Genomic DNA, 19,594 nt, shown 5'->3' with positions numbered 1-19,594 from the left:
TTCTATACACAGACCTCTGGCAAAATTCGTTCAAAGCCCCCCTTTTTAAGGGGGGTTGGGGGGATCGAGGCCGCTGCCAGAGGTCTAATAACAGATTAAACAAATTCAACCTAATTTTTCAAGGCTTACTACATCGATGTAGTAACGCACCTTCTGATTGACTACACTTCGTAGGGTGCGTTAGTGGAACGTAACGCACCTTCTGATTGATTACACTTCGTAGGGTGCGTTAGTGGAACGTAACGCACCTTCTGAGTGACTGAGCACAATTTCCAGCACTTTTTGATAAGCAATTTCCACGTCGTGAAAATAAAGTGTTTCATCTTTATGGTCAGCGACGAAAAATAAGGTAATTCCGGGCATCACCCCATCTTCGGATTCTACTGGATCATCCCCGATCGCCACTTTGACCGAATTATCAGCAATTTGCTGATTGGTTAATTTGGCTAAATGATGAAACAGATTAAAGAATCGTTCATATTCTTGGGGCGTCCGGGGCAAAATAGCCACATATCTCTGTCGCATGACGGCATCGTTGGTGGTGGCATGACCCTGACAACTGGAGTAGGTGATGCAGTTATATTTCCGAATCAGGGCGATCGCTAATTCTCTAATTCCCGCTTCCAGGGATTTTTTAAAGTAGCGATGATATTTGGGAAAAATTGCTGAGTTATAGCAAGCGGAAGTTCCCTCACTATTAATATTGCCCTGGGGACTGGTTGCAAATACATCAGTCTCCGTGACTTCCACAAAGCAATCATCCCAAGACTGAATAAACTCTTTGACGCCACTTACAAAAGTCATTTTTATTTGTTGGTTGTTGGTTGGTTGTTGGGTAGGGATTCTTTGGTTGTTGGTTGGTTGTTGGGTAGGGATTCTTTGGGTAGGGATTCTTTGGTTGGAGAAAGGGGAACAGTTATCAGGGAACGGGGAACGGAGGAGAGAGGAGAGAGAAGAGAGAAGAAAGATGCATAGAAGAGAGAGTTTTCATAATTCACCTCTTTCCTGTTCCCTGTTCCCTGTTCCCTGTTCCCTGTTTGTTGGTTGGTGGGTAGGGATTCTTTGGTGATTTGCCAGATAACGAACAAAAAAATCCCTACCCACAAATAACCAACAACAAATCACAAATAACAAATCAATAATAACAAATAACAGTCAATCTGTCAACTCAAGAAAATAATCTCCGCTTGTGTCACCATTTCAGCGGTATCTTGTATCAGAGATATGTTGCAACTTTCAACCATGAACGAACCTCAAACTGAAACTCAACCCCTTCTGATACCAAAAGATACTTTAGTCAAACTACCGAGCCACAAGTTTTATCGGCAAACGTTTATGTTTTATGAAATGCTGTCGATTCTGCTGTGGGGTGTGACCCGCATTTCCTACGATGTCAAATGTTTAACCGATGGGGTGAGAGGTCGATCCATTCAACCAAGTGGGGAATGGGATGTGGGGACAATTCGCTTATTGACGATTGTGGGGATTAAATTTCGCACTGAAGAAACTCGGTTAGAATTTGACTGTTTGACCAAATATCCTCCAACTTTATTATTACCGGATACAGCGGTAATTCAATCTGATAGTAACCTAGTCTGTCGTGAACCCGCTCAAGTGGGCAGTATTGTCCGAGAACTGAAAGAGGAATTACAAGCCGCTTGTGTGGAAACGACTGATTTTTTAGTGCCGACCCGCTTGGGTTTTCCGATGATTGAATTTCTGGAACCAGGGAAAGAATGGCGACAAGCAGAAATGCGTCTGGATTTGGAAATTAGTTTTAAGTCCGATAATTATAAGCCGGGAAATAAACCCGCGAGTATCAGTGCCAGCAAAGCCCCAACGATATTACCTTTAGGAGAACAGCTTAATCCACCTCGCAATTCTTAGCCTGCACTGAACCTGCACTGACAATATCCCTCACATATAGGAAGGATGATTCGGGGCTAGGGGCAGTTGATTAATTGCCCCTATATTGACCATTAAACTTAAATTTTTTTAGTTATGTATGCAAAATTTCGCGGGTTTATTTTATCGGTATTTTCTATCGGTATTTTCTATTAGTTATAGCCTGATTTTACTGGGGTGGAGTCAAGACATTTCTTCAGTAGAGGGGATTCGCGAATCGCCCCTACAAAATCGCGAATCGCCCCTACAAAATCCCAAATCACCCTTACAAAATCGCGAATTTGGTTATAAAAAAGGCATGGTGGTTGCGGCTCATCCTCTGGCTAGTGATGCCGGTTTAGCTATGCTCCAAAAAGGAGGAAATGCCGTAGACGCCGCTGTTGCCACTGCTTTTGTGATTTCTGTGGTGGAACCTTTTTCCGCTGGGATTGGTGGGGGTGGGTTTTTGCTGTTGCGAGAGGCGAATAGTGGGGATATTCGGGCGTTGGATTTTCGAGAACGATCGCCTCTCGCTGCTACAAGAGATATGTATTTGGATGAGAATGGTCAAGTGATTCCCCGCGCTAGTTTGGATGGTCATTTAGCGGTGGGAGTTCCGGGAACCGTGGCAGGTTTATATGAGGTTCACCAGAAGTATGGTCAGTTGCCTTGGGCAACAGTGGTGGCCCAGGCGATCTCCTGGGCAAATGATGGTTTCCCCGTGGGAGAATATTTTGTTTATTCGGCGGAACAACGGCGCGAAGTGTTACTGAAAAATCCCGCAGCTAGGGCAATTTTTACCAAAGATGGGGAAATACACGCGGTGGGCGATCGCCTGGTGCAGCCAGACCTGGGCAAGACTTTGCAGCAAATAGCCGCGAATTGGCAAAGTTTCTATACCGGGGAAATTGCTCAGGCGATCGCTGATGATATGGCCAAAAATGGCGGTCTGATTACCTTGGCAGACCTGAAAGCCTATCAACCGATTTGGCGAGAACCCGTTTGTGGTCTGGTTCTGGAACTGCGAGTCTGTTCTATGCCACCGCCGTCTTCTGGAGGCGTTCACTTATTACAAATTTTAAATATTATTACGGCTAAACCTGCGAACGATAGCGAAACAATTCAATCTTGGGCATGGCAAGACCCGAAGGCTTTACATTTATTGGCAGGGGCGATGCAAATTGCTTATGCTGACCGTTCTTTATATTTGGGCGACCCAGATTTTGTCACGGTTCCGGTACAAGAAATCATTAGTCCTATCTATGGGCAACAGCGACGCCAAGAAATTGACCTGGGTCGGGCGCGATCGCAAACCGAAGTCAAACCCGTGGATGAAGCGACTCTGAAACGCTTACAAGCCGGTGAGTCTGAGAATACTACCCATCTAACGGTGGTGGATCAAGACCGAAATGTGGTTAGTCTGACTTTTACGGTTAATGGCAATTTTGGGGCCGGGGTGGTGACTCCAGGAACGGGAATTTTGTTGAATAATGAGATGGATGATTTTGCGATCGCGCCGTTGGTGCCGAATTTGTTTGGTTTGGTGGGGGATGATGCTAATGCGATCGCCCCGAAAAAAACGCCCCTTTCTAGTATGACCCCAACCATTGTCACCAAACCCCAAGAGGGCGATCGCTTTTTCATGGCTGTTGGTTCTCCTGGTGGCAGCACCATTATCACCACGGTGTTACAGCTTATTCTCAATGTCGCTGTCTATGATCAGGATGCGAATGGGGCGGTTTCTGCCCCGCGAATTCATCACCAATGGTTGCCCGATAAGTTGTGGATTGAAACTGGCACAGACGGCGGTGAATTTGACTCAGGAACCCTGGCAGCTTTAGAAAATTTGGGATATTCTCTCGATCTAAGAGATACCTGGGGCAATGCTAATTTGATTATTCAAACCAAAGACGGGTTTTTAGATGGGGCCGCTGACCCTCGGAGAGAAGGGGCTGCTAGAGGCTTTTAGGGGGCAATGTTAGAAACCGGGTTTCTGGGTTAACTCTATATCCCAACCAAAATCCCAACCAAAATATCCGCAAGAAACCCGGTTTCTGGACTTTTGCAACAATCAACAATCAACCATCAACAATCAACCATCAACCATCAACCGCTGTTGATATAGTTGGACAATTTGCTCAACCACTTGGGCAATGGTGAGAGAGTCGGTTTGAATTTCAATGGCATCGGTGGCTTTACGCAAAGGCGCGATCGCCCTCGTACTATCCAGGCGATCGCGTTCGGCAATGTCTTTTTCTAATTGCTTAAGACTCATTTCTCCTAGCCCCAGATTAATCAAATCTTGTTGACGGCGCCGAGCTCGTTCTGCAACGCTGGCGGTTAAATATATCTTTAATTCCGCATTGGGGAATACATGAGTCCCCAAGTCTCGTCCTTCCCCAACAATGCCTCCGGTCCGTCCATAGCGTTGTTGTTCCCGTACCAGTAACCGTCGGACTTCTTTTTGGGCTGCGATCGCGGAAACTTGGGAAGTCACGCTTTGGCTGCGAATGGCTTCCGTAACATTTTGGCCATTAATCGAGATTTGACTCGGTTGCCCTTCGGGATGCCACATAGAAATCTCTGCATTAGCGACTAATTCTGCTACTGCCGGTTCATCGTCTAGGGGAATTCCCGATTGTAAGACTAGCCAGGTGACAGCGCGATACATTGCCCCGGTATCTAGATAATGTAAACCTAGTTGGTTGGCAACTTGTTTGGCAACGGTGGATTTTCCCGCCCCCGCAGGCCCATCGATCGCAATTACCGGCTGACGATTGCGTAACACTATGTTGTCAATTAACCGTGTAGAACCAATCCGCACCGCGATCGCCAATAAACCCGTTTCCGCCACAGTTTCTAGTGGTTGCATAGTATTGAGATCGACCAGTTCCACATAGTCTATTTCTGTGGGAATCTCTGGTTTAGCGGCACAAGTTTCTAGGATTTCTGCTTTTACCGCGCTGATAATCTCATCACTGCGACTATTGCCCGTAGATAAAACCTCTGCCCCCCGTTGCAGCGATCGATATAATACCGCTGCTAATTCTTTTTCCTCTGGGCTGAGATATTGATTCCGCGAACTCAAAGCCAGTCCTGACGGTTCTCGGACAATTGGACAGCCGACAATTTCCACATTGGAGTTTAAATCCGCCACTAATCGACGAATCACCGCCAACTGTTGAGCATCTTTTTGGCCAAAATAAGCCCTAGTCGGAGTCACGATATTTAACAGCTTCGTGACAATGGTCGCCACTCCCTGAAAATGCCCCAGGCGCGATCGGCCACACAAGCCCGACATCAGAATGCCTGGAGGAACCACCTGAGTCAGAGTGGGAGTTTCCCCGATTCCCATTTCTTCGGGAGTTGGGGCAAAAATCACATCAACTCCGGCATCCTCACACAACTGTCGGTCTTTCTCCAAAACACGGGGGTATTTTTGTAAATCTTCCTGGGGACCAAATTGCAAAGGATTCACAAAAATACTCACCACCACAATATCGTTTTCAGTTTTTGCCCGTTCGACTAAACTGAGATGACCTTGGTGGAGCGCACCCATTGTCGGGACAAAGCCCACATTCAATGAAAAGCCATGTAAGTCTAAATAGCAGCGTAAGGCGGCAACTGTGGTAAACAGACGCACGGCACTCTCCCATCAATTCAAAATATCTTCGATAAAATATCAAAGATTTGCCGTGAGAAACTAGAAACAGAGAAACCGGGTTTCTGATGGCGCTAAGAAACCCGGTTTCTGATTAGGTTTCTGGTTAATTTAAAACCTGCAAAACCACATAAGCTTCACCAGTGTAGATCATGCCCAATGCTTCAGCCGCACCAGCAGACAAGTCAATAATTCGGCCACCGGCAAATGGGCCGCGATCGTTAATTCGCACCGTCACCGACGCCCCATTATCCAAATTAGTCACTTGCACCAACGTCCCAAAAGGAAGAGACGGATGGGCTGCGGTCATGTCATACTGGTCAAAAACTTCACCGCTGGCGGTGTAGTTGCCATCAAACCCCGGACCATACCATGATGCCCAGCCTTCGTTGTAAGATCGACCAGAATTCTTGATACCTTGGAACGCAAGTCTGGAAGATTTGCGCGGAAGTTTATGGATATTTTTATGAGGTTCATGCGGCGATACCTCAGAAATATTCTGCATAGAAATATTCTGGATATTCTGCCGTTCAGCTTTTGCGCTTGACTGAGCACTTACTGCTTCACTCATGCCAATAGTAGAAAGCAGTGCCATTGCGGTCAGGCTATGCCAAAGTTGTTTTTTCATGGGTCTCTCTTAAAAATTTACATTGGTTATGGAGAAATGAGTGTTGACTACCTTGGCGATACCAAGGGTTTTAGATGTATTCACTCATGCTCCGGTAGATGTCACCTAATACCTAAAAAGTAAAGAACTGTCACAAGGTAACACAGAAATTTCTCAGGTTCACCACATTTACGATCAGAAAATCTGTACTTTCCGATAAGTACCGATAAAATTTGCCAAATTTCATGGCTTTTTTGTTGACAAAAATTAGCTTTTGTGGTATTTACTGTAAACCAATTGATCGCCCACTGGATCCAACAATATGGATCTGATAGCCGTTCGCGGAGCGTGCCGGAGGCATCTCGCACAAAAGCGGAATTTTTAGCGGAATTTTTAGCGGAATTGTTATCGGTGACAATTTCGGCATACTGGCACATTAAAATACCGATGTCACTCTATCCCCGGATTAATTCCAGGATTAATTTCAGGATTTAATTTCAGGATTAATTTCTTATGGACTATAAACAAGCAGGTGTAGATGTTGAAGCCGGTCGCGCTTTTGTCGATCGCATTCGTAAGATGGTCGGCAGTACCCATCGACCAGAAGTTTTGGGAGGCATTGGCGGATTTAGTGGTTATTTTCAAATGCCCACGGGTTATCGAGAACCCATCCTGGTTTCCGGCACCGATGGGGTGGGTACAAAGCTGAAACTAGCCCAGCAAGGGAATCAACACAGCACCGTAGGCATCGATTTAGTGGCTATGTGCGTCAACGATATTTTGACTTCCGGGGCTGAACCGTTATTTTTCTTGGACTATTTAGCCACAAGTCAACTCGACCCAGAACAAATGAGTCAGGTGGTTTCCGGCATTGTGGAAGGATGCAAGCAATCTGGTTGTACCCTTCTCGGTGGGGAAACCGCCGAAATGCCCGGTTTTTATCAGCCCGGAGAATATGACCTGGCTGGGTTTGCTGTGGGGGTGGTGGAAAAAAGCCAGTTGCTCGATGGTTCTCAGGTAAAATCAGGAGATGTGGCGATCGGACTAGCCAGTTCTGGGGTTCACAGTAACGGCTTTAGTCTGGTTAGAAAAATCGTCTTTGACCACGGCTACAGTTGGACCGATACCCCTAGTTTGCTCGGAGGTGCTTGCTTGGGTGAAGTGCTCCTAACTCCCACCCAGATATATGTCAAACCTGTTTTAGCCGCTAGAGACGCGGGCATAGAAATTCATGCCATGGCTCATATTACTGGCGGCGGTTTGCCGGAAAATCTGCCCCGCTGTTTGCCCCCAGGAAAATCGATTCAAATTGATGTGAATAGCTGGACTGTACCGCCAATTTTTGAATGGATTGCCACTGTTGGTGAAGTGAATCGGCCAGAAATGTTCAATACTTTTAATATGGGGATTGGTTTTGTGGTTCTCGTGTCCCCGCAGCAAGCGAACCAAGCGATTCAATGGTTTGAAAGTCAACAAATTCCCGCTTATCGGATTGGTGAAGTAATTGATGGGTCTGGAGGCTTAATCGGGATTCCTGAAAGTTAATCAAAGAAACCCGGTTTCGCCGAAGTTACCGGGTTTCTTTATACCAAATCCGGTTGTTAGTAGGGGCGAGCACAGGGGCATTGGTGTCAACTTAAGGAATATGAGGAGGGGAGTGTAGACTAGAAGAGAGAATCTTTCAAGCTTTACACCCCCCTGTAACATATGAGTCAAAAGCAACAGAACCGTTGAATAACCCCTTGAAAGAATTTCTGTAGAAATGGTATTTAGAGGGCTTTATCACTTTTACCGAGCTTTACTGAGGGGAGAATCTGAGGATGTTGTAGCTTTTTTAGCTGAAAATTATCAGTTGTTAGGTTTGGTTAAAGCCGTGAGAAAGCGGCATAGAGACTCGGCTGCTCTCTCCCAAGAAATCTGGGCATCCTCTGGTTAAGTTGACACCAATGGAAAGCGAATCGCCCCTACGCGGGAATCCACAAGCGTTTCAAGAGATTGTAGGGAGGGGGGGTGGGGGCTTGACACCAATGGTTTGAAACCCGCCCGTAATGAGCCTACAATATAACTCAAAACCATTGATATATCCTACTTTTTGACTCACTCGCTACTGTTGTTTTAACCCAAAGAGTGAAAAATGAGTGAAGGATCGAACACCCCAAATAGCGGTATTTACCAAAATTTTGGTGATACGATAAAGTTATATCACAAGTTAGTAACTGAGTTAGGAGATTACTCGGTAGGTCTAAAACTAGAGCGTAACAAATATATCCGATTGCAGTTTATAGATCCTGCAACAGGTAAACGTACGAACAAAGCTTGTGATTGCAATTCATTTACTACTGATAATGTAATCAGTGCTTACCAAAAAGCCATCAAAGTTCACAATGCTTTACAGACATTTACTAAGGCTAGTGAATTTTGGGAATGGTATGACCGTGAGATATTAGGTGAGAATAAGATCACCAATGATCTAATCACTTATCGTGAAATATTTCAAGATATAGAAAACGAATATTTTCGCGGTAATCACCGGAATACTAAACGCAAACGAACACGCGATACTAATCAAATGGGTAGGATAAGCGATCATGCTTCATTCCATAGTAACTATGGTTATATTTTCGCTAAATTCCCAGATTGGAATAAATACCCTACATGGGATGAGATTAAATCAGTTTGGTTTACCGTTGGCACCAATAGTCAATTAGCGAAAAAGCATAATTTACCAGACGGTCAAGGCACAAAAAGTTTTCACGATGCAAAATTTGCAATTATCGCTATTTGTGAACGCTGCCCTAACGCTGATGAGTTAATAAAAAAGTCAACTCAAAGTCCAAGGCAAAAGGGTCAGGAATGGCGCGATAGATAATGTGGCTGTACGTCAATAACAATTTTGAAATGGCTCTTACAGAGAACGGCAAATTCAACAAAAAGTTTGTTGAAACACCATTCGCCGAATTCTCTAATATTGGCTGAACCGTGCTTATCAATTACTGCCTTATGGTTCCTTGAAAAAACTTAGCGGAAAAGCACTTTATGCCGCCCGTGGTGCAACTATGCGAAAGGTGGCTGCGATGATTTACTCGGAGTTGCTGAAGGAATTGTCTGATTAGGTTAATACATAAAACGCCACTTGAAACAACAGTGGCGTTTTATATTCTAGGGCAATTGCCCCCGCATTGAGATTCCAATAAACAAATTGGTAAACCTTTTGCAATTTGTGGGATGGGTAAAGAGGGATTATATGGTCGAATCTGCATAATTTGGAACCTGGAAAAATGAATAAAAAAATCTGTGGCGCTGATGTCTGCAAAGCCAAAATTGTGGCTGTCTTCTTGGACGAAAAGCCGGAAAACTTGAAAGCGTTTTTCTCTGACACGGAAAAGTTTCAAGCCTACGAATTTGAGCTAGACCAAAAAAACGTTACTCAATGGTTAGCTCAAGGGTTTTCAGAGTTAGTCCTTGAGCCAACGGGAATAAATTATTCTTGGCTATGGGCTGAAATTGCTACTCAAAATGGAATTCGCGTCCGATGGGCAGACCACAAAAGCACTCGTCACTATCGCGAATCGCACAAGCTCCCAGACAAAAACGATAAAGCTGATGCCTTAGCGCTGGCTGCGATCGGTTGGGAGTTCGGTGAGGATGACGACTATTTTCTCAAGTATTGCCACAACGACGACCTAAGTTTCTTTCGGGATGCGGTGCTGCAACTGGAGTGCATCGAGGCAGCGTGTACACGACTAATCAACCGCGCCCGCCTGCAACTTTGCCGGGAGTTCCCAGAAGTCGCCTTCTCAAATTCAAAGGAAGCGACCGACGGGGAAATTCCACTTTGGGCATGGTTAGCAGGCGCGGAGCGAAAGTTGAAAATCAAGTCCTCTACTCACGATAACAAATGGGCAAAATCTGTAGGCAAGGCTTATGGGCAGGAAATATCTGATTTCACCCGGTTTTTGGCTCAACAGATTCGCACCCTCAAATTAGAAGAAGAGCGAATCCTCAAAGACCTAAAAAAACGGATGCGATCGCCAGAATTTATGCCTTATCAAAAGGTGATGACGGCGTTCGGGTTTAATGTAAAGCTTCAAGCCTTAGTCATCGCCCTGTGCTATCCCATAGACCGATTTTTTACCCCAAAGGGATTCCGCGCAGCCCGTGCCAAATTTAAGCAACGCTTGGGATTTGGTCGGATAGAGGAGTCATATGGGGATAAGAAAAAAACGAAAGTCTCAGGGTCAGCCTTGGGTCGCGAGTTTGTCAATCATTTAATCTCGCGAACTTGCGGTAATTCTAAAAAATGGGTTCCGAAAAATCACTATCAAGACCGGCTTTTAGACTACTATAATTTTACGGTGAAAAAGTGGTGTGGCAGCCCAGAGGCGATTAAAGCGAAGCAAGACCAAGAAGAAAAAGACAAGCTCATGCGGGACATAAAAGACCAAATGGGAGCAAAGCTATCAAAAGAGCAGATGGCTCAAATTGAGGAAATTGTGCGAGGAAAAGTAAAAGAGGTAAAAGTTGAAAAACTTACCTCCAATCAAGCCAAGAAAAAGTGGCAGCGGTTGATAAATTCTCGCGTGGCGGCGAAATGCGTTGAAATGCTGTGGCAAGCTTTGATGGATGAGATTTATCCCAAGGCATAGCCTGCTATACTGAGAAAAAACGGATCATTTTTTAAGGTACTTGTTAGCTTAAACAGAGGATTCGTTCTTTTTTTGAAACTAGAGTTTGACCGTAAACAAAAGGGGGGGCATGGGGGGGATCGTCAATGCGTACAGAATAGGGAAAGTCGCCTTGGCAAAAATGAGGAGGCACCGCAGTCGGTAATGAAAAATTGGCTCCACTTTCTGAAGAAAAGTTGAAGAAAACAGCACCGGAAAATCTTCGGTGCGTAGAATAAGACAAGAGTTGACGGGACACTGCCTCAACTCCCTAAAACGTAAAAGTTTGAATAACAGAAAACAGAATTATGACCTTAACAGGCCAGTTTGAAGTGCTAGCGACTGCCGAGACTGGAATTGACTTTACCAATAGCCAAGGCTCCCCAGTTGCTTATACATTTACGTCGTCAGGAACTTGGACGTCGGACGCAAATAATCCCCACCTGGAATGTACCGCCGAGGGGATAGCCAGTCTCCACCCGCTGATTCAGGATGGGCTAAAACAAGGGTGGCCAGATATGGCAAACTACACGAAGTATCCCAAGAATGTCGTTTATGGCTTAGTCGCCCAAAACCTGACAACGGGTGAAGTTACCGATATTGGCAAAAAAGCCACGATCGTTCTCAAACCGGGGCAAACCTTGCGGTTCCTGATGAATGATTTATTTTGGGACTATGGCAATAACAAGGGCAGTATCAAGGTTGATTGGTCAGGCATGACTTTAGTTCCGAAAGTTATGCTGTTTGACGGCGATAAAGATTATGTCACACTGCCAGCGATAAGTGTCAACTTTGCGGGTGGTCTAACTATAGAAGCGTGGGTGTGGTATGATGCCTTCCGGTGTTGGTCGAGAGTTATCGATTTAGGCAACGGTGCCCAGTCAGATAACATTGTTTTGGCCAATGCGGGAACAACCGCCAAGTTGGACCTGAGTGTTTATAAGGGTAGTTCAGGACAAGATTTTACTTCCCCATCGGCAGTTCTAGAACTGGGTAAGTGGATGCACTTGGCAGGGACGCTAGATTCTGCAGGAAATGCCGTCCTTTACAAAAACGGCCTGCCGGTTGCTTCTGGCAAGCTACTGGTGCCAAACAACATCAATCGCACCAAAAATTACATCGGCAAAAGCAACTGGACTGCCGACCAAGATTTCCAGGGCAAGATGGCAGAAGTTCGGGTTTGGAACCGAGTTCGCACCCAAGCCGAAATCCAGGCGGATATGTCCAAGCGGATCACTGGCAAAGAGCCTGGTTTGGTCGGGTGCTGGCCATTAAATGAGGTCCGCGTGGAAGGTTCAGCGCTAAAAGTTGCAGACCTCACCGGCAATTTCACCGGTACTCTTACTGGCGCTGTCCTCGTTGAAGACAGCACCTTGCCTGTTCACTAAGGGCGAGGATCTTTGTCTGGGGGCAAGAAGCGCGAACATAAATAAACGTAACGAGCCCCCTGTCAGAAACCCGGTTTCTTGGAGGAGGTTATGCCTGACGCCCTCTCAATAGAAACACCGGCTACTGCACGTACTCAGCATAAATCAAGCCAGTGGCTGACAGCATTTCCCCATTCAAAGAAAGACTGACTTTAATCGCTCCGGTCACTTCCTCAATAAAACTATACTGCCGCTCTTGATTGTCAGGCACCACCAACTCCGCCTTCCCGTCAAACTCCACCTCCATTAACAACCGGTCTTGTTCATCCGCCGCATCCACGACCAAACTTTGCGGCATCCTCAAGGAGCGACGAGAAAACAGCGAAGCCATAATTCCAGGCAGGCGCGTTGGCAAAACCGGATCGGGCGACCAATCCCAATTAATCCGCAAACTTGAACTTAGAAAAATCTTGCGCAACTCCTGATTCAAGTAAACAAAAATATAGGATAGCCCGCCCTCTGAGTGATTTTTGTTCGTGCGCCTGTCCAAAACAAAGGTTAATTCACGGCCATCCTCGCATTTCGCAAAAGCCACAAACCATTCCCAACCGATATCCTCGCCCCAGCGGAAGCGCCCGAAATTGCGATCGTGATAGCAAAACCAGTCAGAATTGAGATTAAAACTCTGGCCGCAAACCGACAGTTCTCCCGCCACTCGCAAACCGGGCACTAAACCCCAGCCGATGAAACCGCTGCCGAAAGGCGAATCCTCTGTTACCAACAAAGCTGTCGCCTCAGCTTGTGCTTGAAAGCGGACATAAAGCTGCGCCCTGTCGTCGCGTACTTCCACAGCAAAATTGTTGCCGTCAATATCCAGGGACATCCCTTTGCCTTGCAAGTGCAGGGGGAAACGGCGCACTAATTCTGGCTTCCATTCCTGAGAGAAAGCGGTGCCGAAAGTTGCCAGAGGCGCATCCAATTCCGGCACAATAGATTGGGAGTTCATATTAACAATAAACGTCACTTGAATTTCCCCTTGCCCGGGCCGCCCCGCCAAAGTGACATTAACCAGCGATCGCACCCCGCTGTGCCGATCGAGCAGCACAAAGTGATACCAGTCTTTCCAGTCTATCGGGGAAGCGGGGTCATCTAGGGGGATTCGCAGGGCTTCAATGCGGGCTAGCAATTGAGGGTCAGTTGTCATCGCTGAATAGATTTCTCTTCGCCAAGTACATCGTCAAAAACCGGCTCCGACGCAGCAGGGGCAGCCGGTGCAGCGGACGCGGGGGCGATCGCCTCCAGAAAAGCAGCGAACCTAGGCGACACCTGCGCCAGTGCCAGAACCCAAGCCCCAAACCAGAGGTCAGCATTCCCCCCCAGTGCGGTGACAGTGCTGCCACCGACAAAATCGGGAACCCGAATTTTTAAGGGCAACTCACCGGCAAATAAATCCGCTTCTACCAAACTCCACAGCCACTGCTCCCAGGCATAAAGCATCCCTTGCTGTCCAGGCAGCCCCCCAATGGAAGCGTGATAAGCAGAAGCCGCCGACAGGCTCACCGCCAGCCAGCGCGGTACTTGCGCCGCCGCCTGCGCCAACACCCCATTCTTAAAGAACCGCGTCCGCCCCAGTTGAGCCAGCAACTGACTTCCCGCCTGAGTTTGGGCGCGTTCCTTTCCTTTTTCAGCCAGGACGAGCAGCAGTTCTGCCGCCAGCCAGCGAGCGGGCAGCCCTTCGAGACCGGGCAATCCCATTGCTAAACTGTTACCGGCTCGCTCTCCTGCGCCGGTAGAAACAGCAGGGTTTGCCTTGTCGGTGGCGCAAGATTCCAGAATGCTGGCAATTCTCGGCGACAACCGGGCGAGTCCCAGCGCGATCGCCCCAAACCAGCGCGCCCCATCCCCGCCCATTTGGGCAGCAAATTCTGCGGCGAACAGAGGCGGAAGCGCGATTTCCTTCCCGCTTCTCCCCGCTTCTAAATCCGTGTGCGCCAAATTTAACAGCCAGCGCTCCCAAATCTCCAATAAACGCCTTTGCCCGAATTGACTTTCCAACGCCGCACTCGCCGCCAACAAGTTTTGAGAAATCCAGGCTGGCAGTTGAGCGGTGACAAATGCCCGAGCCCCATTTTGGCAAAAGCGTGTGGCCTTCAGCCGAGCCTGTAACTCTCCGCCGGTTTTTGTTTGAGCGTATTCCTCTCCTTTTTGAGCCAAAATTGTCAGAAGTTCAGCCGCCAGCCAGGGAGAGGGAATCTTATCCAAATCCATCAATCCTGCTATCAAGCCAAAAATTCCGGCTGTGGTCGGATCCGGATCTAAGCCAAACAGTTGATGCGGTTCTCCTGGCAGAGGAAGCGTCACCGACAGATGCAAATCTACCGACTCAGTTTGGTGGGGGAAACTAGCAGCAGGCACAATCTCTATTGTAACAGGAATTGCTGTTTCTTGCCAACCGGGAAATCGCAGCCAACTTTTGAAAAATTGACCGGGCTGCAAATCTGAGGGAATTTCCACCGCGATCGTCTGGCTCGCTTCACGCCCCTGCTCCAAGTAAATGTAAGAGGGAACTAAGTGCTCAATTGTCGAGAAAATCTGGCCGCCATCGCTCACCCAGTCATCTATCGTCGGGCGGATGAGTGCCACTTCATTCATGTTATTAGAGAGTGAGAGCCTTAACAAAAGCGTCGCGCCGGGAGGGATTTTCAGGCTCGCTTCGGTTAAGGGTTGCGGGAGTTCAATTGCTTGGTTCATTCTTCAGGGAATCTTCAACATAATGATTTGACAAAAATCAGGTGGGTCGGCGAGGGGACTCTACTGTGAACCTTCACACATTCCGGTAGATTACGTAGTCGATCAGTTCCTTGAGGAAGCGGCGATCGTGGACGGCGGACACCCCTTGTTCGCTGGGGCGCAAAGGAGTTTCCCGCTGGAGAAAGTCCATCTGCTCAAAAATCTCAGCAGCTTGGTTCGCCAAAGTCCGCGCCACATTCCAGCCGCGATCGATACTGCCGTACCGCTGCATCCGGTCGTAAATAAACTCCACTTGTGCTGGGGTTTTTTGCTCCCGAGGCAGAGCCAGGATTTCCCGAATCTTTTGCGAGTCGGCAGCGGAGCTGTGGGCGAGCGTGTGATTCAGCATCAGAGTGCGCTTGCCCTCATAGATATCGCCGCCAATTTCTTTACCGTAAAGTTTCACATCCCCCTGGAGATTCAAAAGGTCGTCTTGAATCTGAAAGGCGATTCCCAGAACCATACCAAATCGGGTGACGAGCGCCAAGGGTTCTACCAAATCTTTTGTATGTGCCGACGGGTGCCCCACAATCAGACCAATGCGGCAAGGCGTCATAAAGGAATACCAGCAGGTTTTCTTGACGCACATCTTGAAATAATCTTGGTCTGTGAGGTTCGAGGCATTTGTTGCCACCCAGTCCAATTCCATCGCTTGCCCTTCCACCGATTGCTGGGCCATCAACTCAATCTCATGCAGCACATCCAGGGTTTTGTTCGCCCCAATCAGAGAGAGGTTTTCCAGCAACATTCCCACCGCAAGGACATTCGTGGCATCGCCCACATTAATAGCGCGGGGAATGCCAATTATGTGGTGCAGAGTTTCTTTGCCTCGCCGCGCCTCGGAACCGTCTTCAATGTCATCGTGAATTAGAAACGCATTGTGATAGAGTTCTAGAGCCGCTGCTGTGGTCAAAGCCGACTGTCCCATCCCTCCTACCGCTCGCGCCATACTCACGCACATAGTCGGACGCAGCATTTTCCCGGTGCGGAAGGGATAATCTGCCAGCATTTCATACAGGGGTTCGTAGGAGCCGATTCCGCCGCGTTTTTTGTCGATAAACTCCTGAATTTTCACCCCCACAGCCACCCGCGCACTGTGCAGCGCTTCGTTGATAATCTTCTTGTCAAACTCGGCTTTTTTTGCCGCTGGCGGAGTGAGTACCTGTAACGTTTCTCCCCCAGGCAATTTTAGAGCAGATGTCTCTGTCTGGAGAGAGGTTCCCCCCTGATATTCATCCCTCCTCCTACCCCTCTTTGTTTCGGGCGCTTGAAGAGACGCGACTAGGTTGGCTATTACCCCATTTACTTCCCCATTAGCTATGCCGTTGTCTGGGTGATGGTTGTCTGTGCCTGCCGTGCCATGTGGTTTGCCATTACCATTAGAGAATCCGCCATTAGCTGTGCCGTTGTCTGGGTGATGGTTGTCTCTCAATGCAGTCTCGTCAGGCAGCGGTTTGAGATTAGCTCCGTTCGTCCGGTGTTTAGTGGTTTTTCCTTTGGGGTCATACAATAACCAATTTGAAAAACTGAACAATAAAGTAAAATAAAATATTTCCAGCATGGAGTCTATGTTTAACAAAAATTAGCTCAATTTTGTGGGAATTGAATTTTTTCGTGAGCCTAGCGTTGGCACCGATCTATCCTGATTTTTCTAGATATTTTGAAATCAGCATACTTACCCTGAGTAACTTGAGCGGAACTTCCGCCGCCACTTTCAGCCAGCATAACTCATCTCTATCCAGTCAAAACCAGGTGCCTCGGTTTCAGGAACCGCGCCAGTAGATACTGGCTATACCAGCAAATTTTATGTTTTTTATAATTTTTTTTTGTTTTTCGTCTTCTTATTTTTGGTGTTTCATCTGCTGTTGAATTTGCTTAAGTTAATTATTATATTATGCTGAACCTGTCATGTCAATTCATCCTTGACATGACAGGTTCAGAGAATATGAGATTAAATTAGCGTTTAACTTCTAGAGGTCAACAATGGTATATGCGTCGGACAACCGCCAGGAACAGTTGGCGAACTGGATACTCGACCTAGTGGAAATACTGCGAGCCAAGGGAGGCAGGACTTGGAGATTGTTAGTGGAAACAGTCTCTGGGAAGACGGCGGCGATCGCCCTCGACGGGATTGGATTGCGACTGCGAGCATCAGGGGGCAACGAGCTGCTTTTGACGGTTGAACCGCTAGCAGAATCAGAACCGCTCATCTTTCGCAGCGATGCCGAGACGCTCAGAGACGCGATCGCAGGCCGGTTATCTGTAGATGCTGCTGTCACAGCCGGAGATATCTATGTTCGCGGCGACTTAGAGGACTTGCGGGGGATATACGCTGTCACAATGGAGATTTTGGCCGACAGTGCCATCAATCCGCAATTGCAGCGCCTCTGGGAAGAATTCGACGAATCCTGGGAGCGTCCATCCTCTCCCCCGCCTTGCCGCGCTCTCGAACAGCAGAAACCGCCTTACGGTTATCTGGTGAACCAAGTCTCGGAAGACGTGCTACGCACTGACGTTGGGGAGTAAATAGTAGGGTGCGTTCCTGGAGAGCCGCCTCACCGTCAACCGGGAACGACCCCGCTAACATAGCATCGCGCAAAGCCTTAGCTTTATCATCACCATTGTGCCAATTTTGATAAAATTGCTCCATAATAAAGGCGGTAATATTATCATCAACAGACCAAAGAAAAACCAACACTGAAGCCGAACCTGCCGAAATAAAAGCACGAGATAAACTAATCACCCCATCGCCACCAATTTTGCCTCGCCCAGTGCCACAAGCGGACAAAACTACTAACTAAGATTTCAGGTTTAAATTCACAATTTCTTGAGCGGTTAAAAGCCCATTATCTGCCGTATTCAGGCTATCCGGCGACAAAGCTACCCAGCTTTTATTCCCTTTATTAGCATCAAAATTGCCGTGAGTGGCTAAATGAATGATGCGCGATTTTTTCATCCGTTAAACCACCATAAATTTTGTAGCTTCGTGGCAGATTAAAGCCGTATTATTAAAACTCCTGGCAATATTTTGGGCTTCGGTTTCCGCTGCTTTTAGAGAAAATAATTTTTGCGGCTTTTTCCCTGGAATTATAGTGACTAATGGCATCCTCGGATTGCCGACAATTAACACATCATTGCTGCTAATATTTTCACGAGGTAACTGTTGCCGATGTTCAGCGGTTAAACCCAGAGATTGAATGAATCGAAGGATCAGTAAGAATCGTGTGTTTTTCGATTAAATAAGTGTCATTTTCATCCACTAAAGCGGGAAAAAGAACCAGAAATAACTCATCTTGAGGAATAAAAATCACATGAGCATTCGGGTCTGAGGGAAGTAAATCCGCGATCGGGTTTGATCGGTAATTCATGCAGTTGTTTCAATAAGCGAGTATCGAAAGAATTATTCGGTTTGGGGGTATTCGCTTGATCGGCGGATTGCTGTTGTAAATTAAAGCCTGATCCGCCGCGCATTTCTGGTAAACTAATACGGCTAAAAACTATCTGTAAATCGTTGCGACAAGAGAGGTTAGCAAAACAACGATTATTGGCAATAAATTACTCTAAAAATGTATTTTATTGTCGCAAAAAATTTAAATCATCGCGATTTAAAGTAAGTTAAATACTGTTTTTTAACACTTTAACAAATATACAATACATTTATTCTTATTTAATTATTTATGATTGATGTAAAATCTCACATATTTGAATAAATAACAATCGTGGCATGATGGGCAGCCGCAATTTTTTGAATTTGCTCGCTCTCGATATTGGGCGGTTCAATATTAAATTCTGAATTTTGAGAAAGTCGTTGATTAAATAACTCCACAAATGCTCTTGCCCTTCCCCGTTCCGCTACGGTTAAAGCGATTTCAATTAATGAGGAGTAAACTTCGCCCAAATTATTCAGAAAAATGGCAATGCGATCGCGATCGCCAATTTCACGGAATATTTCCCAAGATTGCTGTAAGTGTTCAATCGCTCTTGCATAGTCTCCTAATGAATAGTAAGCCGTGCCTAAATTATTCAGAGAGTTGGCAATACCTTGGCGGTAAGTAATTTGCTGATAAAGTGCCAAAGCTGCTTCCCAAGATTGTAAAGCTTCGCGAAACTGACTGGTTTCATATTGCTGAATTCCTTGCAGCAATAATTTATGGGCTGCTTTGATTTCCGTTTCCGTTTGCGCGACTGCTTGGGGCGGGAAAAATCCCCTAATAATTGATTCTTGACCCAATTTAACCGACCCAGGACAAGTTATGGACAACAGAATTGTGCTGCAAATCAGGCTAAAAACTTTTTGAGCGAGGCGCATCGGTGAAGCCTCCGATTATTTAAAATATCTCTAATTTTATTAGAGTCTTGGTTTAGATAAAAACTCTTAAACGTTAGTCTTTTTTTATATTGTGCCTGGTGGTGGGGCGGTGGCTGGTAACGAATTTACCGGGTCAGGATTTCAGTCGGTTTTAACCGACTTGAGCTATTAGCCCGCCATCGTTTTAACCCCTGGCGGGTGTGGCGATATGGCAGGTGTGGCGATATGGCGGAATGGCGGAATGGCGGAATGGCGATATGGCGGGTGTGGCGATCGGGCGGAATGGCGATATGGCGGAATGGCGATATGGCG

At 46.8% G+C, this 19,594-nt stretch carries 15 protein-coding genes and 1 pseudogene; 6 read left to right on the top strand and 10 right to left on the bottom strand.

Features of this window, described 5'->3' with window-relative positions; all coding sequences use genetic code 11:
• Window positions 1-210: 210 nt before the first annotated feature.
• On the bottom strand, window positions 211-804 hold the full coding sequence (locus tag AM228_RS24275) for a hypothetical protein (protein ID WP_054469516.1): 594 nt from the start codon (window positions 802-804) through the stop codon (window positions 211-213).
• Window positions 805-1,242: 438 nt separating this feature from the next.
• On the opposite strand from AM228_RS24275, the gene AM228_RS24270 reads away from it, so the two are divergent.
• Window positions 1,243-1,887: a hypothetical protein gene (locus AM228_RS24270; protein WP_156332021.1), complete on the top strand. Its 645-nt coding sequence runs from the start codon at window positions 1,243-1,245 to the stop codon at window positions 1,885-1,887.
• 118 nt (window positions 1,888-2,005) lie between these two features.
• The gene (ggt, locus tag AM228_RS24265) at window positions 2,006-3,853 is read left to right on the top strand and encodes a gamma-glutamyltransferase (protein ID WP_054469514.1); all 1,848 of its coding nucleotides are present in this window, start codon (window positions 2,006-2,008) and stop codon (window positions 3,851-3,853) included.
• 123 nt (window positions 3,854-3,976) lie between these two features.
• On the opposite strand, the gene AM228_RS24260 is transcribed toward ggt, so the two are convergent.
• Together AM228_RS24260 and AM228_RS36985 are read right to left on the bottom strand one after the other, a co-directional pair.
• On the bottom strand, window positions 3,977-5,527 hold the full coding sequence (locus AM228_RS24260; protein WP_054469513.1) for a bifunctional pantoate--beta-alanine ligase/(d)CMP kinase: 1,551 nt from the start codon (window positions 5,525-5,527) through the stop codon (window positions 3,977-3,979).
• A gap of 124 nt (window positions 5,528-5,651) precedes the next feature.
• Entirely contained in the window at window positions 5,652-6,173 is a 522-nt protein-coding gene (locus tag AM228_RS36985; RefSeq protein ID WP_082349045.1) for a septal ring lytic transglycosylase RlpA family protein, read from the bottom strand.
• Between the two features lie 492 nt (window positions 6,174-6,665).
• On the opposite strand from AM228_RS36985, the gene purM reads away from it, so the two are divergent.
• From purM to AM228_RS24230, 4 genes are all read left to right on the top strand, one after another.
• Window positions 6,666-7,697 carry a phosphoribosylformylglycinamidine cyclo-ligase gene (purM, locus tag AM228_RS24245; protein WP_054469511.1) on the top strand — a complete coding sequence of 344 codons (1,032 nt, stop codon included), beginning with the start codon at window positions 6,666-6,668 and terminating at the stop codon, window positions 7,695-7,697.
• A 589-nt stretch (window positions 7,698-8,286) separates the two neighbouring features.
• Window positions 8,287-9,021 carry a hypothetical protein gene (locus AM228_RS24240; protein ID WP_054469510.1) on the top strand — a complete coding sequence of 245 codons (735 nt, stop codon included), beginning with the start codon at window positions 8,287-8,289 and terminating at the stop codon, window positions 9,019-9,021.
• Between the two features lie 409 nt (window positions 9,022-9,430).
• Window positions 9,431-10,798, top strand: a complete 1,368-nt coding sequence (locus tag AM228_RS24235) for a transposase (RefSeq protein ID WP_054469509.1) — start codon at window positions 9,431-9,433, stop codon at window positions 10,796-10,798.
• A gap of 326 nt (window positions 10,799-11,124) precedes the next feature.
• Window positions 11,125-12,204: a LamG domain-containing protein gene (locus AM228_RS24230; RefSeq protein WP_054469508.1), complete on the top strand. Its 1,080-nt coding sequence runs from the start codon at window positions 11,125-11,127 to the stop codon at window positions 12,202-12,204.
• A 121-nt stretch (window positions 12,205-12,325) separates the two neighbouring features.
• Here the strand turns inward: AM228_RS24230 and AM228_RS24225 are convergent, their stop codons facing one another.
• The 7 genes and pseudogenes from AM228_RS24225 to AM228_RS24200 form a co-directional block, all read right to left on the bottom strand.
• Window positions 12,326-13,387, bottom strand: coding sequence for a hypothetical protein (locus AM228_RS24225; RefSeq protein WP_054469507.1), 1,062 nt, complete (start codon window positions 13,385-13,387; stop codon window positions 12,326-12,328).
• Complete coding sequence (locus AM228_RS24220) at window positions 13,384-14,934, bottom strand: hypothetical protein (RefSeq protein ID WP_054469506.1); 1,551 nt, start codon at window positions 14,932-14,934, stop codon at window positions 13,384-13,386. The genes AM228_RS24225 and AM228_RS24220 overlap by 4 nt, the downstream gene beginning before the upstream one ends.
• A 73-nt stretch (window positions 14,935-15,007) precedes the next feature.
• The gene (locus AM228_RS24215) at window positions 15,008-16,534 is read right to left on the bottom strand and encodes a polyprenyl synthetase family protein (RefSeq protein WP_054469505.1); all 1,527 of its coding nucleotides are present in this window, start codon (window positions 16,532-16,534) and stop codon (window positions 15,008-15,010) included.
• An 804-nt stretch (window positions 16,535-17,338) separates the two neighbouring features.
• A pseudogene (locus tag AM228_RS30210) lies at window positions 17,339-17,929 on the bottom strand (CHAT domain-containing protein).
• Window positions 17,930-17,932: 3 nt separating this feature from the next.
• Window positions 17,933-18,079 carry a hypothetical protein gene (locus AM228_RS33440; protein ID WP_156332020.1) on the bottom strand — a complete coding sequence of 49 codons (147 nt, stop codon included), beginning with the start codon at window positions 18,077-18,079 and terminating at the stop codon, window positions 17,933-17,935.
• A gap of 67 nt (window positions 18,080-18,146) precedes the next feature.
• Window positions 18,147-18,341 carry a CHAT domain-containing protein gene (locus tag AM228_RS24205; RefSeq protein ID WP_054469503.1) on the bottom strand — a complete coding sequence of 65 codons (195 nt, stop codon included), beginning with the start codon at window positions 18,339-18,341 and terminating at the stop codon, window positions 18,147-18,149.
• A 326-nt stretch (window positions 18,342-18,667) separates the two neighbouring features.
• Window positions 18,668-19,282 (bottom strand): tetratricopeptide repeat protein, encoded by a 615-nt coding sequence (locus tag AM228_RS24200; protein ID WP_054469502.1) that lies wholly within the window; start codon window positions 19,280-19,282, stop codon window positions 18,668-18,670.
• Between the last annotated feature and the right edge of the window lie 312 nt (window positions 19,283-19,594).

Source organism: Planktothricoides sp. SR001 (assembly GCF_001276715.1).
Classification (GTDB): Bacteria; Cyanobacteriota; Cyanobacteriia; order Cyanobacteriales; family Laspinemataceae; genus Planktothricoides; species Planktothricoides raciborskii.
This window is presented reverse-complemented; position numbering and strand designations above follow the sequence as displayed.